The sequence below is a fragment of the Microtetraspora sp. NBRC 16547 genome (assembly GCF_030268965.1).
Taxonomy (GTDB): Bacteria; Actinomycetota; Actinomycetes; order Streptosporangiales; family Streptosporangiaceae; genus Microtetraspora.
Genome location: NZ_BSSE01000017.1, coordinates 1 through 19,105 on the forward strand (window position 1 = coordinate 1; position 19,105 = coordinate 19,105).

A 19,105-nucleotide genomic window follows, 5' to 3' on the forward strand; every position below is an offset into this window, starting at 1 on the left:
ACCGTTCAGGGGCACATCCCTCCCCACGACACGCGAACGCGCACAAAGACGAGTGGGGACTTAAAACTGGCCACCAGCGGTGACCTCAACCCGGCCACCTGCGGCTACTTTTACACGGCCACGGACAACAATGTGTTCGCCTCGCCTCGCCCCGCCGTGGCGGCGATCTGTGCCTGCAACGAGGTCCATCGAGTGCGCAGGCCCTTCGGTAGCCCCGAGTCGCGCTCAGGACTGTCACCGGCACGTCGGGAAGCCGTGAGGAGGCACGCAGCCGTCGGATAGCCGGGATGTGAGCCCGGAGCAATCCGTACTCCGCGGCGGCGGTGCGCCTCTGATGCTCGTGCGCATCGCAGGCCGATTCCGCATCGACGAGCAGATCCCGGACGCGTGGGTCTTCGCTCTGTTCGCCTGCCTCCTGTGCGATCCGCTCGCGACGAGTACCGTCAGCCAGCCCTAAGGACGCTCTCAAGACAGACAGGCGGGCGAGTATCGCCTCAGCCGCGCGTATGGTCCAGGGCTGGAACTCCTCGTGCGCGGGATCCACGAGAACCAGCCCCGCGATCAGCTCCGGATCGGCCCAGGCCACGAGCTGGGCCAGCATCGTGGAGAGATACGCGTCCATCATGAGCCCGTAAGGAGGGGCACGTAGCGGCAATCATTGAGACGCCTTTCTCGGCTTGAGGTGCAGGGCCGTCATAACCTGCCGCGGTCACCCGACCACCTTGTCCAGGAATCCGGCCAGGTTAGCCGTGGTCCTCTCGATCTGCTCCTCCAGCGTGAGCGACTCATGAAGCCGCCCGCCGGGCCCGACCTCCTTCTTCCCGCGCAGGTAGAGCGAGCAGGCCAGATCAGTGCAGATGTAGGCGCCCACCGAGTTGCCCTGCTGCCCGTTCCGCCCCGCTCTGCGCGCGGTCAACAGCGAGACGCCGTCTCCCGTGTGCATGGTCAGGCACAACGAGCACATGCTCCGCCGTACATGCCCGGCATGCGGCGCAGCCCGCCGCAGCGCCACCGCCATGAACCCGTCGCCGGACTCGGCGACCAGGTAGGCCCGCTCCGGCGAAGCCGGGTCCCGCCAACCGAGGAAGTCCAGGTCATCCCATGGCCGCGCGGCCAGATCCCTGGGTACGGCCAGACGCTTCGCCTCGCCCTTGGTGCAGTTGACGAATGACGCGCGGATGTCGCGCTCGGTAACCGGTCTCACAGATCAGAAAGCTACTGTTCCTAGAGAAACATGGCGAGTGATTATTTATTATCCTAGACCCTCTAGGTTGGCCGCCGGCTTCGTGTTCGTCGATGGGTCCAGGCGCCACCACCGAGGCTCGGTTCCCGCGAGCCCGCTTGTTCGAATTCGGACCCCACCCGCGGGTGTCAGGGCTGGGCCCTGTCGGCGAGAGAACCCCGCTCGGGAATGGAGCCGAGCTTGCCCACCTCCTGGGCCAGCCCCTCGAGGACCGCGCGGAGCTGCACCTGCGTGACTTCCGCGAACGTACGCAGGTAGGCGATCCGGCGTTCCAGCTCCTCGGCGTCCGCCGTCTGGGGGGCGGCCCCCTCGCGGTACGTGCCGGCCGCCCGCTCCGCCGCCTCCTCCGCCCGCTGCTTCGCCTCCTGCAGGATCTGCTCGTACTGCTGACGGGCCTGACCGATGATCTGGCGGGCGTAATCCTCCGCCTCGGCTATCTGGGCGTCGGCCGTCTGCTGCGCACGGGACAGGATGTTGACCGCGTCGACGCTGAGGCCGCCCAGCTGGACCATGTCCGCGGGATTCATGTTGATCCCGTGCTCCTTGTACCACTGCCTCATGCGGTCGACGTCCGCGCGCAGGTCGGCCTTCTCCCTGTCGCCGGACGCCATGTCCTCGGCCACGCGGTACAGGAAGGTGCGCACCTCGTCCGCGCTGTAACCGCGTTGTCCGATCTTGCTGCGCGAGAACTCCTGGTTGCGCACCCGGTCCGGGGTGAGGGGCTGGTGATCGCCCAGCAGGCGATTCTCCCATCGGGTCTCCACCGTCATGACTCCAGACCTCTTTCGCTTGTGAACTCGTCGAAATGGATCTGATCGGCTGGCACGCCGGCATCAAGCAGGCGTGCGACGGTGGCGCGAACCATCTCCTCTGAGCCGCACACGAAGACCTCCTGGCCGCGCCAGGACTGCAATGCGACGTCCACCGCGTAGCCGCGATTCCCCCGGTAGAAAGGGTCGTGGGAGACGGCGGGCGTCACCGTCAGCCACGGTTGCTCGGCGTCCATCTTCGTCAGCGTGTCGAGGTCGTACAGGTCCCGGGATGTGCGGGCGCCGACAATGAGATCGACCTTGCGCCCGGGTCCCCCGAAGATCGCCTGTTCCACGAGCGCCTTGAGCGGCGCGAGACCGGTGCCGCCGGCGATGAGGAGCAGGTCACCGGGCATGTCGGGGCGGAGCGTCAGCCGGTCGCCCACGGGCGCGCCCAGCCGCAGGATGTCACCACGCCGAGTGCCCAGCACGAGAGCCGTGCTGACGGCTCCACCGTCGACCATGCGGACATGCAGGTCGATGGTGTTGTCCTGCCGCGGCGCGTTGGCCATGGAGTAGTACCGCCAGCGCCCGGATCGCTTGACGACCGACACCGAAGCCGACTGGCCGGGCTGGAATGGGTACTGATATTTCATGCGGGCCCGGATGACGGCGGTCTCCAGGGTGCGGAGCTCATGGCTGATGACCTCGGCCTCCCACCAGGGTGGAGTCGTCTTCGCCGCCTCCGCGGCGGCCTCGACCATGACCTGGGCGACCAGGTCGTACGCCTGCGTCCAGGCCTGTGCCAGGGCGGGCGTCCAGCGATCGCCGAGGAAGTGCTCCAGGGTGGCGAGCAGCGCCCTGCCGACGGCGGGATAGTGGTCGGCGACGACGGAGAACTTGCGGTGGTCGCGGCCGAGTTGCTGCAGGAACGGAACCAGTTCGTTGACCCGGTCGACGTTGCTGACGATGTGCCCGAGTGCGCCGACGAGCCTGTCACGTTGATGTGCCATGGAGACCGGGAACATGTTCCGCGTCTCCGGATACATCAGGAACAGTGCCGAGTAAAAGTACAGCGGCACCTGGTCGCCCGAGCGGGAGACCTGGTGCCAGCTGTCCTTCAAAGCTTGCGCGTCCACCTATTTCGCGTCCGCGGGCTCGCCCACGATGGACGGCATGACGCCGTTCAGGGTCTCGACGACGTGCTGGAGGATCTCCTCTCCGACGCCGCCGTCCCGCAGGATCGTCACGAGGATCTCGCCGACCTTCGCGTAGTGCTCGGGGGTGATGCCCATGCCCCGGTGCGCCTCGCCCAGGTCACGGCCTTCGTACGGGTCCGGGCCGCCGAGGACGGAGCACAACAGCATGACCATGTGCCGCTTCAGCTTGGGCATCTCGACATCGGCGAAGTATGGCTTCAGGTCGATGTCGTCGAGCACGACCACGTAGAAGCGCTCGACCACGTCACGGACGACCGACGCGCCCCCGACCTGGTCGTAATACGACAGCTGGGTTTCCACAGAACCTCCTAAACCGCGCTATGACAGCATGGGGCGAGTTGACGGCCATTTGATCACTTGGCCAACCCGTGCGGTCATGGCGCGGTCGAACCGAGACGGACGACGCCCGGCGGCTCGGGATATCCGGCCGCTCCCGCCCGCGAAAGGGGGCCCGGAGCAACCTGGACACCCCAGGAAAGATGCCGAATGAGGGCGCGCGTGCCGCCATTCCGTCACCCTCCTTCGAGGCCAGAGCGCAGGAAATGCCGAGGTGTCGAGCCGCGTCCGAGACTGTGGTGCGGGCGGTCACCTCAACAACCTCGCCCTATCTAAGCAGCAATCACTCGGGACTGTCACAGTAATGGCAATATGCGACCAATTCTTCCGATTTTTGCCGATCAGGCCGTACGTAGAGTCATATATCAAGGTCAGTCGTGGTGGCCGCCGCGAGAAGTCCGTACGTTACGGAACGCTCCAGCGCCTTGTACCGCGCCAAAACTCGTCACATGGGACGTGAGCTGGGAGTTTCTCCAGAGCTGCTGCTTGGAACGGTGGATATTCATTGATCAGCCCGCCGAGCGGCCACTTCCATGACGAACAGGACGCGAATATTTTTCAAGAAATGTTTTTTAAGAACATCGCGTCGGAAAAAATCGATCTTGCCCGCATCGCCACCTCAGTCGGAGGATCAGCAACGTGGAAAGGCGTGGACCGCCGCACCAGCCCGGTGGACCCCCCTACGTCAGGGGTCGTCGTACCGGCGTCGGCCCACGCCTTACTACCACCGGGCGGTCAGTTGCCGGGGTCGATGATCAGGTCCTTGTCGAGTTTCCTGATGGCCTCGCGGTCGGCGTAGATCTGCTCGACATCGTCGTGGGCGAGGATGACGTAGCCCATGGTCATGCTCGCCACGATGTCGGTGGTGGCTTCCACGCGGTCACCGGTGCGCACCACGTGCTGGCGGAGTGCTGATACGGCGGGATCAATCGAGGTCCTTGACCGCCTGGTATGCCTCGTCGATCGCCGAGTCCACGTAGGCGCGGGGCCCCGCGTCCGTGTTGGCGATCGCCAGGTTACCGTACGGCCGGCGGGCGGTCGCGCTGGGCAGCGGGCCGTCCGGGTAGAAGGTCGCCCACGGCCTGCCGTACTCCAGGGCGTAGCCGTGAGCCCACCGGTTGACCGTGATCGCCGTGATGTCGCGGGCCGGATCGAAGCCACCCTGGCCCAGGCTGCGCAGCAGCAGTTCCCTGGTGGTGCGCTCGATCTGCTCGAAGGGAGTCTGGATCAGCTCGACGCGCCCCTTCACCGCGCCGATGCGCGGGTCCGGGTTGGGCAGGGCGCACGCCCGGGTGAGGTGCAGGGTGATCGGCTCGTCGGGGTTGCGTGGGTGCTCGTAGCCGCCCATGCTGACCGGGAAGTCGAGCGAGGCGCCCACCCAGTACGACCCGGGGTAGCGGACGCTCTGGATGCCGAGGTTCTTGAACGCCTTCCAGTCGCGCAGCACCACATTGGTGTAGAGCAGCGGCAGCCGTACCGCTTCCTTCAGCGCGAGTCGCTGATCCTCGGGGAGGTCGGGCACCAGGTAGGGGATCATCTGGTGCTGGCACGCGAGGATCACCTTGGCGCCGTGGACCGAGCGGAGGCTGCCGTCCTGGACGTAGGAGACCTCGCCATCGCCCGTGACCTTGACGACCGGGCTGGACAGGCGCAGCCGTACCTTCGAGCCCTTCACATCGAGCTGGTCGTAGCGGACCTTGGCCGTGACCAGCTTCTCCATCGTGTGCCCGGAGGCGGAGCTGGGGATCAGCGCGCGGACCAGCGCCCTGGCCACTCCGGCGTTGCCGTCCGGGAAGTGGTAGATGTACTCGTCCTCGGCCTCCCAGAACTTCCACGCGGTGGGCGAGCTGAGCCGGTGCGGCTTGGAGCTGTCGAGCTGGAGCCCGCCGAAGCCGGGGTAGCCGTCCCCCCACGCGTCCAGCGCACCGACCGCGTCGGCACCGTAGCCCCAGTTGCCGCTCGGCATGGTCTGCACGTACTTGATCACGTCGGGGTGGACCTTGACGACGTCGCGCAGGTAGTCGACGTAGGTCAGCTCGGCCAGCCGGAGCTTCTTCTCCTCGTCCGACAACCCCGTCAGCCAGTCCTGGGAGTCGAGCCCGGCCAGGTCCTTCAGCGCGTCGGCGTGCAGCGGCGCCTCGGCCAGCCCGTCCTTGCCGATGGCCAGGTAGTCGCGGCCGAAGGTCTCCTTGTCGAAGAAGGTCGCCCGCCCCAGGCCCTTGTAGGTCTCCTTGTGGAAGTAGCTTTCGAACCGCTGCACCTCGATGCCGACGTCCTTCAGCAGGCCCTTGGCTTGCTCCGAGTAGGTGGAGGGGTGGTCCAGCGACTGCGAGCCGCCGTAACCGATCAGCCTGCGCCCGTCCACCTCGAACTCGTTGCGTACGGCATGCCCGCCGAAGTCCTCGCCCACCTCCAGCAGCAGGATCGTGGCGTTGGCGTGCTTCTTGTGGTAGAACCAGGCCGCTGCCAGCCCGCTGAGCCCTGCGCCGACCACCACCAGGTCGTAGCGCTCTCCGGTCGGCTTGGCCTGGCCCATGTCGAATGTGCCGTTGCGCAAGGCGTGCGGCACCTTGAACATCTCGTCCGTCTGGCCTCTGAGCCCACTCTTCGCAGGGGGGTACGGCCCGGCCGTCGGCTTGTCCGCCGCCGCGGTCGATGCCGCATGGGCGGGGCCACCCGCGGTGCCGACCGTGAGCCCGGCAGCGGCGGCGGTGAGGACGACGCCGTTGAGGAAGTCCCGCCGGTTGATAGCTCGATCCATACCAAGTTCGCGGTCAGAGAACATGGCATCTCCTTGATCTTGGGGGATGGCGAGGAGTCAAGCACCGCGCTGGTTATACGCACAAGCACGATGCATGTAACGACACACCGGCAAGCTGTTACACGTTGTCGGACGCAATGACGGCGGATGACGGAAGCGCAGGAGGGGATGGCTGCTTAGGCTCCCTGCGGGTCGGGTGTCTCGGCGAGCTCAGCCGGCCAGCGCGTTCCGGACCCATTCGCGCAGCTCCGACGCCGGCGCCGCGCCTCTCTGCCGGCTGACGACCCGCCCCTGTTTCAATACGGCGAGGGTCGGGATGGCGTGGACGCCGAAGCGCTCCGAGAGCCGGGGCGCCTCGTCGACGTTCACCTCCACCAGCTTTACTCGCCCTGCCAGTTCCTCCGCCACCTGCCGGAGCACCGGGGTCACCATGCGGCACGGTCCGCACCACTTGGCCCAGAAGTCGACGACGACCGGGATCTGCGCCCCCTCGACGACCTCGGTGAAGTCGTCGTCCCCGGCTTCGGTGACCCAGGGCAGGGGCTCGCGGCACTCGCCGCAGCGTGGGATCCCTGACGCGGCGCGGGGCAGCCGGTTCTTACGCCCGCAGTGCGGGCAATGCACGACGCTCGACTCCGTGACCTTGGGGGGCATTCGTCATGCCTCCGGATTCTCACTCACACGCTGGTGGTCCAGATCCGCCCTACCCTCACCTCAACCCGACAAACCGGGCGCCGCTGCGGCAGCTGCACCTTCGTGTGTGACTTGGCGTCCTCCATCCTCCAAATATCCATGGAATATTGTGCGCGATGCGGGCGCTGCGACCAGCACATCCCGCAGATTCGGATTTTTGGAGGACTGCCATGGGCTTCGCCGACGACCACCTGATACCGCTGAACCCGCACGCCGACTTCCTCGTGGCCTGCGGGCCCGCCCACTACGCCGCCGTCCACGGTCGGCACCTCGCGGGCGGAACGGAGGGCCGGCCGTGAGCACCGCCTCCAGCACTCCGTCGACCGCGTCGCCCACGTCAACCGCGTCGACCGCGTCACCCGCGTCCGGACGACCGCCCATCCGGCTGGGCCTGCGCGAGAACTGGCTGCAGTTCACCCTGCTGGTCATCGTCAACGCCTGCGTCGGCGGCCTGGTCGGCCTGGAACGCACCACCGTCCCGCTGATCGGCACCCACGTGTTCGGCCTGGCCAGCGACCTGGCCGTGTTCTCCTTCATCATCGCCTTCGGCGTCACCAAGGCCCTGACCAACCTCGCCGCCGGCGCCCTCACCGCCCGCTTCCGCCGCAAGCAACTCCTCGTGGCGGGTTGGCTGATCGGCATCCCCGTGCCCTTCGCCCTGGCCTGGGCGCCGTCCTGGGGCTGGATCGTCGCCGCCAACGTGGCCCTCGGCATCAACCAGGGCCTGACCTGGTCGATGACCGTCAACATGAAGATCGACCTCGTCGGCCCCGCTCGTCGCGGCCTGGCCACCGGCCTGAACGAGGCCGCCGGATACGTCACCGTCGGCGGCATCGCCCTGCTCACCGGCTACCTCGCCACCGCCCACGGCCTGCGTCCCGTCCCCGAACTGATCGGCGTGATCTTCGTCGCTGCCGGACTCGCCCTGTCCCTCGTCGTCCGCGACACCGCCGCCCACGTCGCCCTCGAACTCGCCCAGCACCCCAAACCGACGCCCTCCGAGGAGTCCACCGGACTGGCCTCCGCCTTCGCACGCACCACCTGGCGCGATCGCTCCCTGCGGGGCGCCAGCCAGGCCGGCCTGGTCAACAACCTCAACGACGGCCTGACCTGGGGCGTCTTCCCCCTGCTGTTCACCGACCACGGCCTCGGCCTCGCCGCTGTCGGCCTCATCAAGGGCCTCTATCCGCTGCTGTGGGGCATCGGCCAGATCCCCACCGGCCACCTCGCCGACCGCTCCGGCCGCAAACCCCTCATCGTCACCGGGATGCTCGTCCAGGCCGCCGGCTTCGTCCTCGCCCTCGCCCTGCTGGAGCGTCCCCTGCTCGCCGGCATCCTGTCCGCCGTCGCGCTCGGCATCGGCACCGCCATGGTCTACCCCGCTCTCATCGCCTCCGTCTCCGACCACGCCCACCCCACCTGGCGTGCCAACGCGCTGGGCACCTACCGCTTCTGGCGCGACATCGGCTACGCCGCGGGCGCCCTCGTCGCCGGCATCCTCGCCGACGCACTCGGCCTGAACGCCACCGTCATCGCCGCCGCCGTCCTCACCGCCGCCTCCGGCCTCCTCGCCGCCCGCTGGATCACCGAACACCCCACCCGCTGATCCCGACGGACAGCGCCGACGAGCCGGGGCGGGATGGTCAGACCTTGGTGATGCGGACGGCGTCGGCGATGACGTAGCCCGTGGTGGAGGTCCACCGGCTCACGCCCACCACCTTGTACGTCCCGGCGGCGAGGGTGAACGTGCCGAGCGAGCGCCACTGGCCGCCGCCCGTGCGCTGGTCCACCGGCACCGTCTGGTTGCCGCCGCTCGCCGCCACGATGTACGGCGTCGCGCTGTTGTAGCCGGAGTTGGCCGGATACCAGACCTCCACGCGGTAGCTGCCCGCGCTGGGGATGGCCGCGGTGAACCAGGCCGGGTCGCTGGCGGCCACCGGGGTGGCGAAGCGGTAGTCGGCGCCGTACGCCTGGGAGGAGTAGGACGAGGTGCCCCAGGCGGAGCCGGCGGTGAAGGACGGATCGGAGTTGTCGACCACGACGCTGAACGCGCCGGAGGCCACCGTCTTGCCGGTGCTGGGCGCGCTCTCCTGCTGCCACCGGTCGAGGGCGGTGATGTAGTAGGTGGCGGTGCCCCCGGGCGCGGTGTCGGTGTAGCTCGTCTGCCTGGTCGTCCCGAGCAGGTTGCGCGCGTCCGCGAAGAAGCACGGATCCGCCGTCGAGGGGGTGCCGTCGACCCGGTATACCGCGTACGAGGTCGGCGAGCCGGTGGCCTGCCAGGAGAGGGCGACGGCGTTCGACGTCCGGGTGGCCGAGGTGATCGTGGGGGCGGCGGGCGCGCTTCCGGTGCCGCGGGCGGGCAGCAGCGCCGGCTTGGAGTAGTGCGCGGAGGCGAGGGCGGAGAAGCCGCCGATCCGGTCCGCCTTGACGTCCTTGGCGCTGAAGTACACGTCGCCGGCGACCTCGGGGTGCTTCCTGTTCTCGTAGAGGTGGTTGCTGAGCTCGGCGGGATTCTGCCAGGCCGCGTCCTGCCCGCTCACGCCGACCCGGTAGGCGGCCTGGCCGACGACGAACTGGACGCCGGTCCCCTTGACGACGTCGGACCACCACGCGGTGAGCACGTCGTAGGCGGCGGGGGCGTACCCGATGTGCCAGTAGATCTGCGGCGCGATGTAGTCCACCCAGCCCTGCTTCACCCATTGCCTGCTGTCGGCGTAGATGGCGTCGTAGGACTGCAGGCCCGACGTGCGGGAGCCGAGCGGGTCGGTGGAGGAGTTGCGCCAGATGCCGAACGGGCTGACGCCGAAGGCGAGCCACGGCTTGGCCGCGTGGATGCGCTGGTCCAGCTCGCGTACGAGCCGGTTGACGTTGTCGCGGCGCCAGTCGCCGATGTCGGAGAAGCCCCCGCCGTACCGGCTGTAGGTGGCGGCGTCGGGGATGGTCTCGCCGCTCACCGGATACGGGTAGAAGTAGTCATCAAGGTGGACGCCGTCGATGTCGTACCGGCTGACCGCGTCCATGATCGCGTCTTCGATGAAGGTGCGGACCTCCGGAATGCCGGGGTTGTAGTAGAGCTTGCCGCCGTAGGCGAAGCGCCAGTCGGGATGCTGCCGCGCCGGGTGGGTGGACACCAGCTTGGTCGGGTCGGCGTGGTTGGCGATCCGGTACGGGTTGAACCAGGCGTGCAGCTCCAGGTTGCGCGCGTGGGCCTCGGCGACCATGAACGCCAGGGGGTCGTAGCCGGGGTCGACGCCCTGGGTGCCGGTCAGCCACTGCGACCACGGCTCGTACGGCGAGGGCCAGAAGGCGTCGGCGGTCGGCCTGACCTGGATCATCACCGCGTTCATGCGCTTGCTGACGGCCAGGTCGAGCGAGGCGCGCAGCTCGGCCTGTTGCGCTGAGACGCTCAGGCCGGTCTTGCTGGGCCAGTCGATGTTGGCGACCGTGGAGATCCACATGGCGCGGAGCTGTCGCTTGGGAGTCGCGGGGTCGGTGGCGCAGGCCGCCGCCACGGCGGAGGTCATGGCGGAGGTGGGGATGACGAGGTTGACGATCGCGACGGTGAACACTGCCAGGAGGGTACGCAGAAGCGCGGTCACGAAAGGAAGTTTCAAGACATTGCATTCTTAGCGCAATAGTCTTCACGCGATCGAGGGGCTCAAATCTTGCGGAGCCCGGATGCTCGGCATCTCCGGCATCACTTAGGGCGAAAATTTTCATCTAACACAGATCGTTTGTCAATTATCGACATCGTGTCAGAAGTGCCATACGGTGCAGCCGTACCCCCGCGATCAGGAGCCCCCCATGCCCCTCCCCCTCGCCCGATTAACTGCTCTCATCGCCTCCGCCATCGCCGCCCTCGTCGTCCTCGCCGGCCAGCCCGCGATGGCGGCCAAGGAGCTCCCGCTCCCGGCGGCGTTCGCCCGTGCGGCCGCCGCGCAGGACGTGCCGCAGGACCTGCTGGTCGCCGTCGCCTACGCCGAGACCCACCTGGACGCCCACGAAGGCAAGCCCAGCGCGAGCGGCGGCTACGGTGTCATGCACCTGGTCAGCAACCCCACGACCCACGCCCTGGAGAAGGCCGCCGAGCTGACCGGACTGCCGGCCGGGAAGCTCCGCACCGACACCGAGGCCAACATCATGGGCGGCGCCGCCATGCTGCGCGCGTACGCCGATGAGCTCGGCCTCGACGAGGCGGCCAGGAAAGACGCCGGCCGCTGGTACCAGGCCGTCGCCAAGTACGGCAACGCGTCCACACCGGAGGTCGCCCGCCTCTACGCCGACGCCGTCTACGAGCAGCTCGGGCTCGGGATCGACACCCGCGGCGTCAGCGTCAAGCCGCAGGAGATCACCGCCGACCGCGGCGAGTACGCCAAGGCACGCGACCTGAACGCGGCGGTCGACCCGAACGCGGCGGCGGGCATACTCAGCGCCGACTATCCGCCCGCGAACTGGGTCGCGGCCAGTTCCAGCAACTACACGGCCTCCAGCCGTCCGTCGGCCTACGCCATCGACCGCGTGATCATCCACGTGACCCAGGGCTCGTACGCCGGCTCCATCTCCTGGTTCCAGAACCCCAGCGCCCAGGTCTCGGCCCACTACGTGGTCAAGTCGTCGAACGGCGAGATCACGCAGATGGTCCGTGAGAAGGACGTCGCCTGGCACGCGGGCAACTGGAACTACAACACTCGCTCCATCGGCATCGAGCACGAGGGCTACATCAACGACGCCTCGTGGTTCACCGACGCCATGTACCGCGCCTCGGCGGCCCTGACCCGCGCCATCTGCGACAAGTACGGCATCCCGAAGGACCGCTCGCACATCATCGGCCACATCGAGGTCCCCGGCGCCACGCACACCGACCCCGGCCCGTACTGGAACTGGACCACGTACATGAACTACGTGACCGGCGGCGGCACTCCCCCGTGGTCGGCCACGATCGACAACTCGAGCGCCGGGTTCTCGGCGAGCGCGAACTGGGGCACCTCGTCCTACTCCAGCCAGCGCTACGGCGCCGACTACCGCTTCGCCAACCCCGTGGCGGCCAGCGACCCGGCCTGGTACCAGGCCAGCATCCCCAGCGCCGGCACGTACAAGGTCGAGGTGTGGTACCCGGCCGACCCCGGCTACAACTCCTCGGCGCCCTACATCGTGGCGGCGTCGGGCGGTAACCAGACGGTCTACGTCGACCAACGCTCCGGCGGCGGCACGTGGCGCAGCCTGGGGACGTTCTCCCTCAACGCCGGCACGTACAACGCCGTCGGCGTCAGCCGCTGGACCTCGGGCACGGGCTACGTCATCGCCGACGCCGTCCGTATTACGCGGGTCTGACACCCGTACGAACTGTTCAACCTGTTCAACCTGTTCAACCTGTTCAACCTGTTCAACCTGTTTCAACCTGTTTCAACCTGTTTCAACAGCACGGCCCGCGCCGGTCGCCCGGCGCGGGCCGTGCCGCGTTTCCGCCGCAAGAACGTGTCGTTACTTTAAGTAGTGGTCAATGTGCTGTAAGTAAAGAGTCGAGGCTGCCTCACGCAACACCCGTCTCATCAGTCCAGAAGATCGGAGTCTTCATGCGACCAGCCGCGACCACTGCGACCACGACCGTCCGACGCCCCCGAGCCGCCACCCTGGCAGTGCTCACGGTCCTCGCCCTGGCCCCCGGCGTCGGCACCTCCCTGGCCGCGGGCTCGACCGGGCACCCGGCCACCAAGGCGGGAAGGGCGGGCACCGGCTACTGCCTGGACAGTGGCGGGGACAACTCCCAGATCAAGGTCCGCGCCTACCAGTGGGGCGACTGCACCAACCCCTCAGCGAACCTGAAGTGGGTCATCCAGAACGGCCAGATCAAGAACGCCGCCACCGGCTACTGCCTGGACAGCGGCGGGGACAACTCCCAGATGAAGGTGCCCGCCTACCTGTGGCGCGACTGCACCAACCCCTCAGCGAACCTGAAGTGGGTCATCCAGAACGGCCAGATCAAGAACGCCGCCACCGGCTACTGCCTGGACAGCGGCGGGGACAACTCCCAGATCAAGGTCCCCGCCTACCTGTGGCGCGACTGCACCAACCCCTCAGCGAACCTGAAGTGGGTCATCCAGAACGGCCAGATCAAGAACGTGGGCTGACACAGGCCCGGGCCCGGATCGACCTTCGCGGGCCGATCCGGGCCATCGGGCCGACCGCCTCACTCGGCACCGCCGAGTGAGGCGGCAGCCGCGCCCCCTACGGATCGGGCGGCGATCGGGCGGCACAGTCAAGGCCGACGCCCCCTTCTACGGCCACGTTCACCCCGGAACCGCTCGGCCGGCCTCCCCTTCATGGTCATGCGTCCGGCCGCCCAGCTGGGCCCGTAGCCCCGCCAGCAGCGCGACCAGCCCGAGCTCGAAGGCCGAGTCGGCCCGGCCGGAGGTGGGGGTGGCCTGGACGGCGGCGGCGAGGCGCGGGTGGCGGGTGGCGTCGGCGGACAGGTCGATCATCTCCTCGGGAGCCGCGAGGTCGAGCGCCGAGCCGAGGATGAAGGCCTCCAGCGTGGTGAGGATCCAGATGACCTGGTCGGAGCGCCAGCCCGCGTCCTCCAACGAGGCCACCACCAGCTCGTATTGGTCCAGCACCTCAGAGGTACGCACGGGTGTGGTGGCCAGCAGCTTGACCGTGTTGGGGTGTTCGGCGAACACGGCCCGGTAGGAACGCGCCCACTCCGCCAACACCTGGTCCCACGTCAGGCGGCCCAGGGGCGACCAGTCCATCTCCGCCGCGAGCAGGATGCGCACACCGTGGACCACCTGCTCTCGGCTGTCGACGTGGTTGTACAGCGAAGGCATCCGCACGCCGAGCGCTTTGGCCAGCCTGACCAGGCTGAATGCCTCGATTCCCTCCCCGTCGATGAGGTCGAGGGCGGCCCGATAGATGGCTTCGGCGCTCAGAATCGCGCGGCGGGGGCGGCCCGCCGGTCTGGTGTGCCTGCTCATGACATAGCCAGATTAAGGGTCTTCCCAGCGAGATGAGAGGGAGCTACTCTTCCCCAAAACTACACCCTAAAGTTTTAGGGAGATCCAATGTCCCCACCCCCCGCCCTGGAACGCGATGCCATCGGCACCTGGGACCTGGTGTTCTTCGTGGTCGCCGCCGCGGCGCCGCTCACCGTCATGGCCGGTATCGCCCCCATCGGCCTGGCCGTCGCCGGGCCCGGCGCGGTCTCCGGATATCTCATCGCCGGACTGGCCCTGTTGCTCTTCTCCGTCGGCTTCACCTCGATGAGCCGGCACATCAAGAACGCCGGAGCCTTCTACGCGTACATCGCCGAGGGCCTCGGCAAGCCCGCCGGCGTCGGCGCGGCGCTGGTCGCGCTGATCTCCTACAACGGCATCGGCATCGGCCTGTACGGCGCGTTCGGGTTCTTCGCCGCCACCACCGTCGCCGACCTGACCGGGCTCGACCTGCCCTGGTGGGCCTGGGCGCTGGCGGGGGTCGCGCTGGTCTGGTTCCTGGGCTTCCGCCGGGTCACGGTCAGCGCCAAGGTCCTCGGCTACGCGCTGCTGGCCGAGGTGCTCGTCCTGGTCGTGCTCGCCATCGCCGTGCTGGTCAAGGGCGGACCCGAGGGGTTCAGCATGGCGTCCTTCGCCCCGAGCAACGTCTTCACCGGCGGCCTCGCCGGGGCGCTGGCGGTCACCTTCGGCGCCTTCATCGGCTTCGAGGCGACCGCGATCTACGGCGAGGAGGTTAGGAACGCCGGACGCGCCGTGCGCCGCGCCACCTAAATCGCCGTCGGTTTCCTCGCCCTCTTCTACACGTTCATCGCCTGGATCGTGGTCACCGCCTACGGCCCGAGCATGATCGGCGCCACGGCCGCGGAGAACCCCGCGCTCGTCTTCACCGCCACCGGCGATTACGTGGGCACGCTGGCGGTCGACGTGATGAACATCCTGATCGTCACCAGCTCGTTCGCCGCGGTCCTGGCCTTCCACAACGCGGCCAACCGCTACTTCTACGCGCTGGGTCGCGAGCGCGTGCTGCCCTCGGCGTTCGCCCTCGTCCACCCGCGTACGCATTCGCCCTGGGTGGGAGGGGTGGTCGGCACGGCCCTGGCCGTGGTCGTCGTCATCGCTTTCGCGGTGGCCGGCCTCGACCCCTTCACCAACCTGCTGGTCTGGCTCAACACGCCGGGCGTCATCGGGATCATGGCGCTCCAGGCGCTGTGCTCCTTCGCCGTCGCGGGCTTCTACCGGAAGCGCGCCGACCTGCCCGGCAGCACCTGGGTCCGGCTGATCGCCCCCCTCCTTGGCGGGCTCGCCCTGACCGCCGCCTCCTGGCTGGCGGTGACCCACGTCGACCTGCTCACCGGGGCCGGTGCGACCACCAATCTGATCCTTCTCCTCCCCCTTCCCCTCATCTTCCTGGTGGGCGTGCTGCTGGCTATGCGGCTGCGTGCCGCCGACCCGAACGCCTACGCACTACTCGCAACCACCGACGTCGAGGAGACGACAGCATGACCCGCTCTGACTGGTCCGACGAAGAACTTGGAATGCGCCGCCGGATCACCCGCCGCGACTTCCTGGACGGGGTCGCGGTCTCCGTCGGCGCGCTCGCCGCGGGATCACTTCTCGGGGGTACGGCGTCGGCCGACAGCCGCGGGACGTACTACCCGCCGGCCCTCACCGGCATGCGGGGCAGCCACGACGGTGCCTTCGAGGTCGCGCACGCCCTCCGCGACGGCACCTTCTGGGACAACGCGGGCAGCCCCGACTCCACGGGTGAGAGCTACGACCTGGTGGTGGTGGGCGCCGGGATCAGCGGACTCTCGGCCGCGCATTTCTACCTGCGCGACGTCGACCCGCGGGCGAGGATCCTGATCCTCGATCCGCACGATGACTTCGGCGGGCACGCCAAGCGCAACGAGTTCCAGGTCGGCGGCAGGACGCTGATCGGCTACGGCGGGTCGCAGTCGATCGACACGCCCAGCGCCTATCCGGCCGAAGCCGCCCAACTGCTCACCGACGTGGGCATCGACGTGCAGAAGTTCACCACCTACTACGACGGGAGCTTCTACCGCCGCAACGGCGCCGGCGGCCGGGCGGTGTTCTTCGCCAAGGAGCAGTGGGGGCGCGACCACCTCGCCAAGGGAAGCTCGGCCGCCCAGCTCCTGGCCGACGCGCCCATGGACGACGAGGCCAAACGCCTGCTCATCGAGGTGCTCAGCGGGGGGAAGGACTACCTGCCGGGCCTGACGCCCGAGCAGAAGCTGGAGCGGCTGCGGCAGATCAGCTACGGCACCTACCTGAGCCAGGTGGTCGGGCTGACCGGCGACGCCTACCGCTACCTGGAGGGCTCGACCCTCGGCGGGGCCGGGGTCAACGTCGACCAGTTCCCGGCGCTGGACGCCGCCGCCCTGGGCTACTCCGGCACGTCCGGGCTCGGGCTGGACTTCTCGGGCGGGCCGTGGCCCGGGCTGAGCAAGACGGGTCAACGGTTCTGGGGTCACAAGGATCCCTACATCTTCCACTTCCCGGACGGCAACGCCTCCGTCGCCCGCGCGCTGGTGCGCAAGCTGAACCCGCGGGCGCTGCCGGGCTCCACGATGGAGGACCTGGTCACCTCCCCGTGCGACTACAGGAAGCTCGACAACCCCGGCTCCCGCACCAGGATCCGGCTGAACAGCACCGTCGTCCTCGCCAAGCACCGCCCCGACGGCAAGACGCTCGACGTCTCCTACGTCCAGGGCGGCAGGCTCTACTCGGTGCGCGCCGGCGGCGTCGTGCTGGCCTGCTGGAACGCGATGATCCCGCACATCGCGCCCGACCTGTCCGCCGAGCAGAAGGCGGCCGGCCACCAGGCGGTCAAGTACCCGCTCATCTACGCCAACGTCGCGCTCACCAATTGGAGGGCCTGGCAGCGGCTCGGCGCCTCCGGCATCTCCTTCCCCGGCGGTTTCTGGAAGAGCGCTTCCCTGGACTTCCCCGTGAGCATGGGCGGGTACCGCTTCTCCTCCGGACCCGACGACCCGATCATCGTCCACTTCGAGACGGCCCTCACCAAACCGGGACTGAACCCTCAGGCGGGGGCCAAGGCCGGTCGAGGCCAACTCGCCCGCACCCCGTTCGCCGACCTCGAACGCTCCATCCGCGACATGCTCGCGCGCAGTCTGAGCCCGTACGGCTTCGACCCCGCCGCCGACATCGCCGGCCTGACCACGAACCGGTGGGCGCACGGCTTCGCGCGCTACTACGGCCTGCCGTTCGACGCCGCGTTCTGGCCGGCCGGCCCGACACCTGCCGACATCATCGGCACACCCGCCGGCCGCATCACCGTGGCCACGACCGACCAGGCCAACCACGGCTTCGTGGACGGCGCCATCGAATCCGCCTATCGGGCGATCCAGCACCTGGGAGGGTATCTGTGACATCCAGCGGGCACGCCGACCTCGTATTGACCGGGGCCGCCGTCTATACCCAGGACACACGCCGGCCCAGGGCGGAAGCCGTGGCGATCTCCGACGGGCGGATCGCCGCGGTCGGCTCGGATGAGGAGATCCGCTCGTGGATCGGCCCTCGCACCGAAGTCCGCCCACTCGACGGCCGCATGGTCATCCCGTCCTTCCAGGACGCGCACATCCATCCGCTGATCGGCGGACTGGAGATGCTGCGGTGTGACCTGACCGGCCTGACCCAACGCGAGCAGTACCTGTCGGCTGTCGCCCGCTACGCCGCCGATCATCCAGCCGCTTCCTGGATCACCGGGGGCGGCTGGATGATGGCCGCCTTCCCCGGCGGCACCCCCCTTGCCGCCGATCTCGACACCCTCCTCCCCGACCGGCCGGCCTTCCTGCTCAACCGTGACCACCACGGCGCCTGGGTCAACTCCCGAGCACTGGAACTGGCCGGCATCACCACCGCCACGCTCGATCCGGCGGACGGCCGGATCGAGCGCGACGCGAGCGGCCGCCCGACCGGCGTGCTCCACGAAGGCGCCATGCACCTGGTCGAGAAGCTGATCCCGGCGCCCGGGCTCGACGAGCAGGTCCAGGCGCTCCTGGCCGCGCAACGCCGTCTGCACGCGTTCGGCATCACCGCCTGGCAGGACGCCCTCGTCGGCGCATACGCCGGCTCTCCCGATCCGATCCCCGCCTATCAGGCGCTGATCTCCCGCGGACTGCTCACCGCCCGCGTGCGCGGTTGCCTGTGGTGGCGCCGCGACCAGGGTGTCGGGCAGATCGACGATCTCCTCCACATACGCGCGACGGCCGGTCCCGGCCTGGCCCTGGACGCCGTGAAAATCATGCAGGACGGGGTGTGTGAGAACTTCACCGCCGCCACCCTCACCCCCTACCTGGACCGACACGGTCATCCGACCGACAACCGCGGCATCTCCTTCTTCGACCCGGCCGAGCTCACCGAGACCGTGACCCGCCTCCACGGCACCGGTCTGCAGGTGCACTTCCACACCATCGGCGAACGCGCCGTCCGTGAGGTTCTCGACGCGGTCGAGGCCGCGCTGGTCCATCATGGCCGCTGCGACCTGCGTCACCACCTGGCGCACATCCAGATCGTCCACCCCCACGATCTGCCCCGCTTCGCCGCGCTCGACGTCGGCGCCACCATGCAACCGCTCTGGGCCTACCACGACGACCAGATGACCGACCTCACCCTGCCCTTCCTCGGCGAAGAGCGCGGCCGCTGGCAGTATCCCTTCGCGGCCCTGGAACAGTACGGCACCCGGTTGGCCATGGGCAGCGACTGGCCTGTCTCCTCACCCGACCCGATCCTCGGCCTCCACGTGGCGGCCAACCGCACCACCTACAACCCGGGGGCCGATCCGGCCCACGACGCCCATCGGCCTTTCCTGCCCGAGCAGCGCCTCACTCTCGCCAGCGCGCTGCGTGCGGCCACCGCCGGATCGGCCTACGTGAACCACCTTGACCAGGTCACCGGCACCATCGAACGGGGCAAGGACGCCGACCTCGCCATCCTGGACCACGACCTCTTCTCCCTCCCCACCGAGGACATCTACACCGCCTCGGTGCTCACCACCATCGCCAGAGGGGTCGTGGTTCACGACACCAGTCGCCAGTAATGCTCTGTCAGGCCGACCCGCTGTCGCCTGGTCA

General features: G+C 68.5%; 16 protein-coding genes and 1 pseudogene. 8 read left to right on the plus strand and 9 right to left on the minus strand.

The window, feature by feature from the left end; genetic code table 11:
- The first annotated feature begins 334 nt into the window (after positions 1-334).
- A complete protein-coding gene (locus QSK17_RS22200; RefSeq protein WP_285706975.1) occupies positions 335-457 on the plus strand; it encodes a hypothetical protein in 123 nt (40 codons plus the stop codon).
- A 252-nt stretch (positions 458-709) separates the two neighbouring features.
- Here the strand turns inward: QSK17_RS22200 and QSK17_RS22205 are convergent, their stop codons facing one another.
- From QSK17_RS22205 to trxA, 7 genes are all read right to left on the minus strand, one after another.
- Entirely contained in the window at positions 710-1,204 is a 495-nt protein-coding gene (locus QSK17_RS22205; RefSeq protein ID WP_285706976.1) for an FBP domain-containing protein, read from the minus strand.
- A 167-nt stretch (positions 1,205-1,371) separates the two neighbouring features.
- Entirely contained in the window at positions 1,372-2,013 is a 642-nt protein-coding gene (locus QSK17_RS22210; RefSeq protein ID WP_285706977.1) for a DivIVA domain-containing protein, read from the minus strand.
- Positions 2,010-3,131 carry a globin domain-containing protein gene (locus QSK17_RS22215; protein ID WP_285706978.1) on the minus strand — a complete coding sequence of 374 codons (1,122 nt, stop codon included), beginning with the start codon at positions 3,129-3,131 and terminating at the stop codon, positions 2,010-2,012. The genes QSK17_RS22210 and QSK17_RS22215 overlap by 4 nt, the downstream gene beginning before the upstream one ends.
- On the minus strand, positions 3,132-3,512 hold the full coding sequence (locus QSK17_RS22220) for a group I truncated hemoglobin (protein ID WP_285706980.1): 381 nt from the start codon (positions 3,510-3,512) through the stop codon (positions 3,132-3,134).
- A gap of 771 nt (positions 3,513-4,283) precedes the next feature.
- Positions 4,284-4,424 carry a hypothetical protein gene (locus QSK17_RS22225; protein WP_285706981.1) on the minus strand — a complete coding sequence of 47 codons (141 nt, stop codon included), beginning with the start codon at positions 4,422-4,424 and terminating at the stop codon, positions 4,284-4,286.
- Between the two features lie 49 nt (positions 4,425-4,473).
- On the minus strand, positions 4,474-6,333 hold the full coding sequence (locus QSK17_RS22230) for an NAD(P)-binding protein (protein ID WP_285706983.1): 1,860 nt from the start codon (positions 6,331-6,333) through the stop codon (positions 4,474-4,476).
- 186 nt (positions 6,334-6,519) lie between these two features.
- Positions 6,520-6,963, minus strand: a complete 444-nt coding sequence (gene trxA / locus QSK17_RS22235) for a thioredoxin (protein WP_285706984.1) — start codon at positions 6,961-6,963, stop codon at positions 6,520-6,522.
- A 209-nt stretch (positions 6,964-7,172) separates the two neighbouring features.
- Between trxA and QSK17_RS22240 the strand changes: the two genes are divergently transcribed.
- A complete protein-coding gene (locus tag QSK17_RS22240) occupies positions 7,173-7,301 on the plus strand; it encodes a hypothetical protein (protein ID WP_285706985.1) in 129 nt (42 codons plus the stop codon).
- Positions 7,298-8,608 carry an MFS transporter gene (locus QSK17_RS22245; protein ID WP_285706986.1) on the plus strand — a complete coding sequence of 437 codons (1,311 nt, stop codon included), beginning with the start codon at positions 7,298-7,300 and terminating at the stop codon, positions 8,606-8,608. Before QSK17_RS22240 ends, QSK17_RS22245 begins: the two co-directional genes overlap by 4 nt.
- Before the next feature lie 37 nt (positions 8,609-8,645).
- Here QSK17_RS22245 and QSK17_RS22250 read toward each other — a convergent pair whose 3' ends face one another.
- Entirely contained in the window at positions 8,646-10,601 is a 1,956-nt protein-coding gene (locus QSK17_RS22250; RefSeq protein ID WP_285706987.1) for a family 10 glycosylhydrolase, read from the minus strand.
- Between the two features lie 205 nt (positions 10,602-10,806).
- On the opposite strand from QSK17_RS22250, the gene QSK17_RS22255 reads away from it, so the two are divergent.
- Positions 10,807-12,333 carry a golvesin C-terminal-like domain-containing protein gene (locus QSK17_RS22255; RefSeq protein WP_285706988.1) on the plus strand — a complete coding sequence of 509 codons (1,527 nt, stop codon included), beginning with the start codon at positions 10,807-10,809 and terminating at the stop codon, positions 12,331-12,333.
- Between the two features lie 242 nt (positions 12,334-12,575).
- Entirely contained in the window at positions 12,576-13,130 is a 555-nt protein-coding gene (locus QSK17_RS22260) for an RICIN domain-containing protein (RefSeq protein ID WP_285706989.1), read from the plus strand.
- Between the two features lie 159 nt (positions 13,131-13,289).
- Here the strand turns inward: QSK17_RS22260 and QSK17_RS22265 are convergent, their stop codons facing one another.
- Positions 13,290-13,973, minus strand: coding sequence for a TetR/AcrR family transcriptional regulator C-terminal domain-containing protein (locus tag QSK17_RS22265; protein WP_285706990.1), 684 nt, complete (start codon positions 13,971-13,973; stop codon positions 13,290-13,292).
- Between the two features lie 87 nt (positions 13,974-14,060).
- Here QSK17_RS22265 and QSK17_RS22270 point away from each other — a divergent pair.
- From QSK17_RS22270 to QSK17_RS22280, 3 genes and pseudogenes are all read left to right on the plus strand, one after another.
- Positions 14,061-15,494, plus strand: a pseudogene (locus QSK17_RS22270) (APC family permease).
- The gene (locus QSK17_RS22275) at positions 15,491-17,401 is read left to right on the plus strand and encodes an NAD(P)-binding protein (protein WP_285706991.1); all 1,911 of its coding nucleotides are present in this window, start codon (positions 15,491-15,493) and stop codon (positions 17,399-17,401) included. The pseudogene QSK17_RS22270 and the gene QSK17_RS22275 overlap by 4 nt, the downstream one beginning before the upstream one ends.
- Complete coding sequence (locus QSK17_RS22280) at positions 17,398-19,071, plus strand: amidohydrolase (RefSeq protein ID WP_285706992.1); 1,674 nt, start codon at positions 17,398-17,400, stop codon at positions 19,069-19,071. The genes QSK17_RS22275 and QSK17_RS22280 overlap by 4 nt, the downstream gene beginning before the upstream one ends.
- Positions 19,072-19,105: the final 34 nt, after the last annotated feature.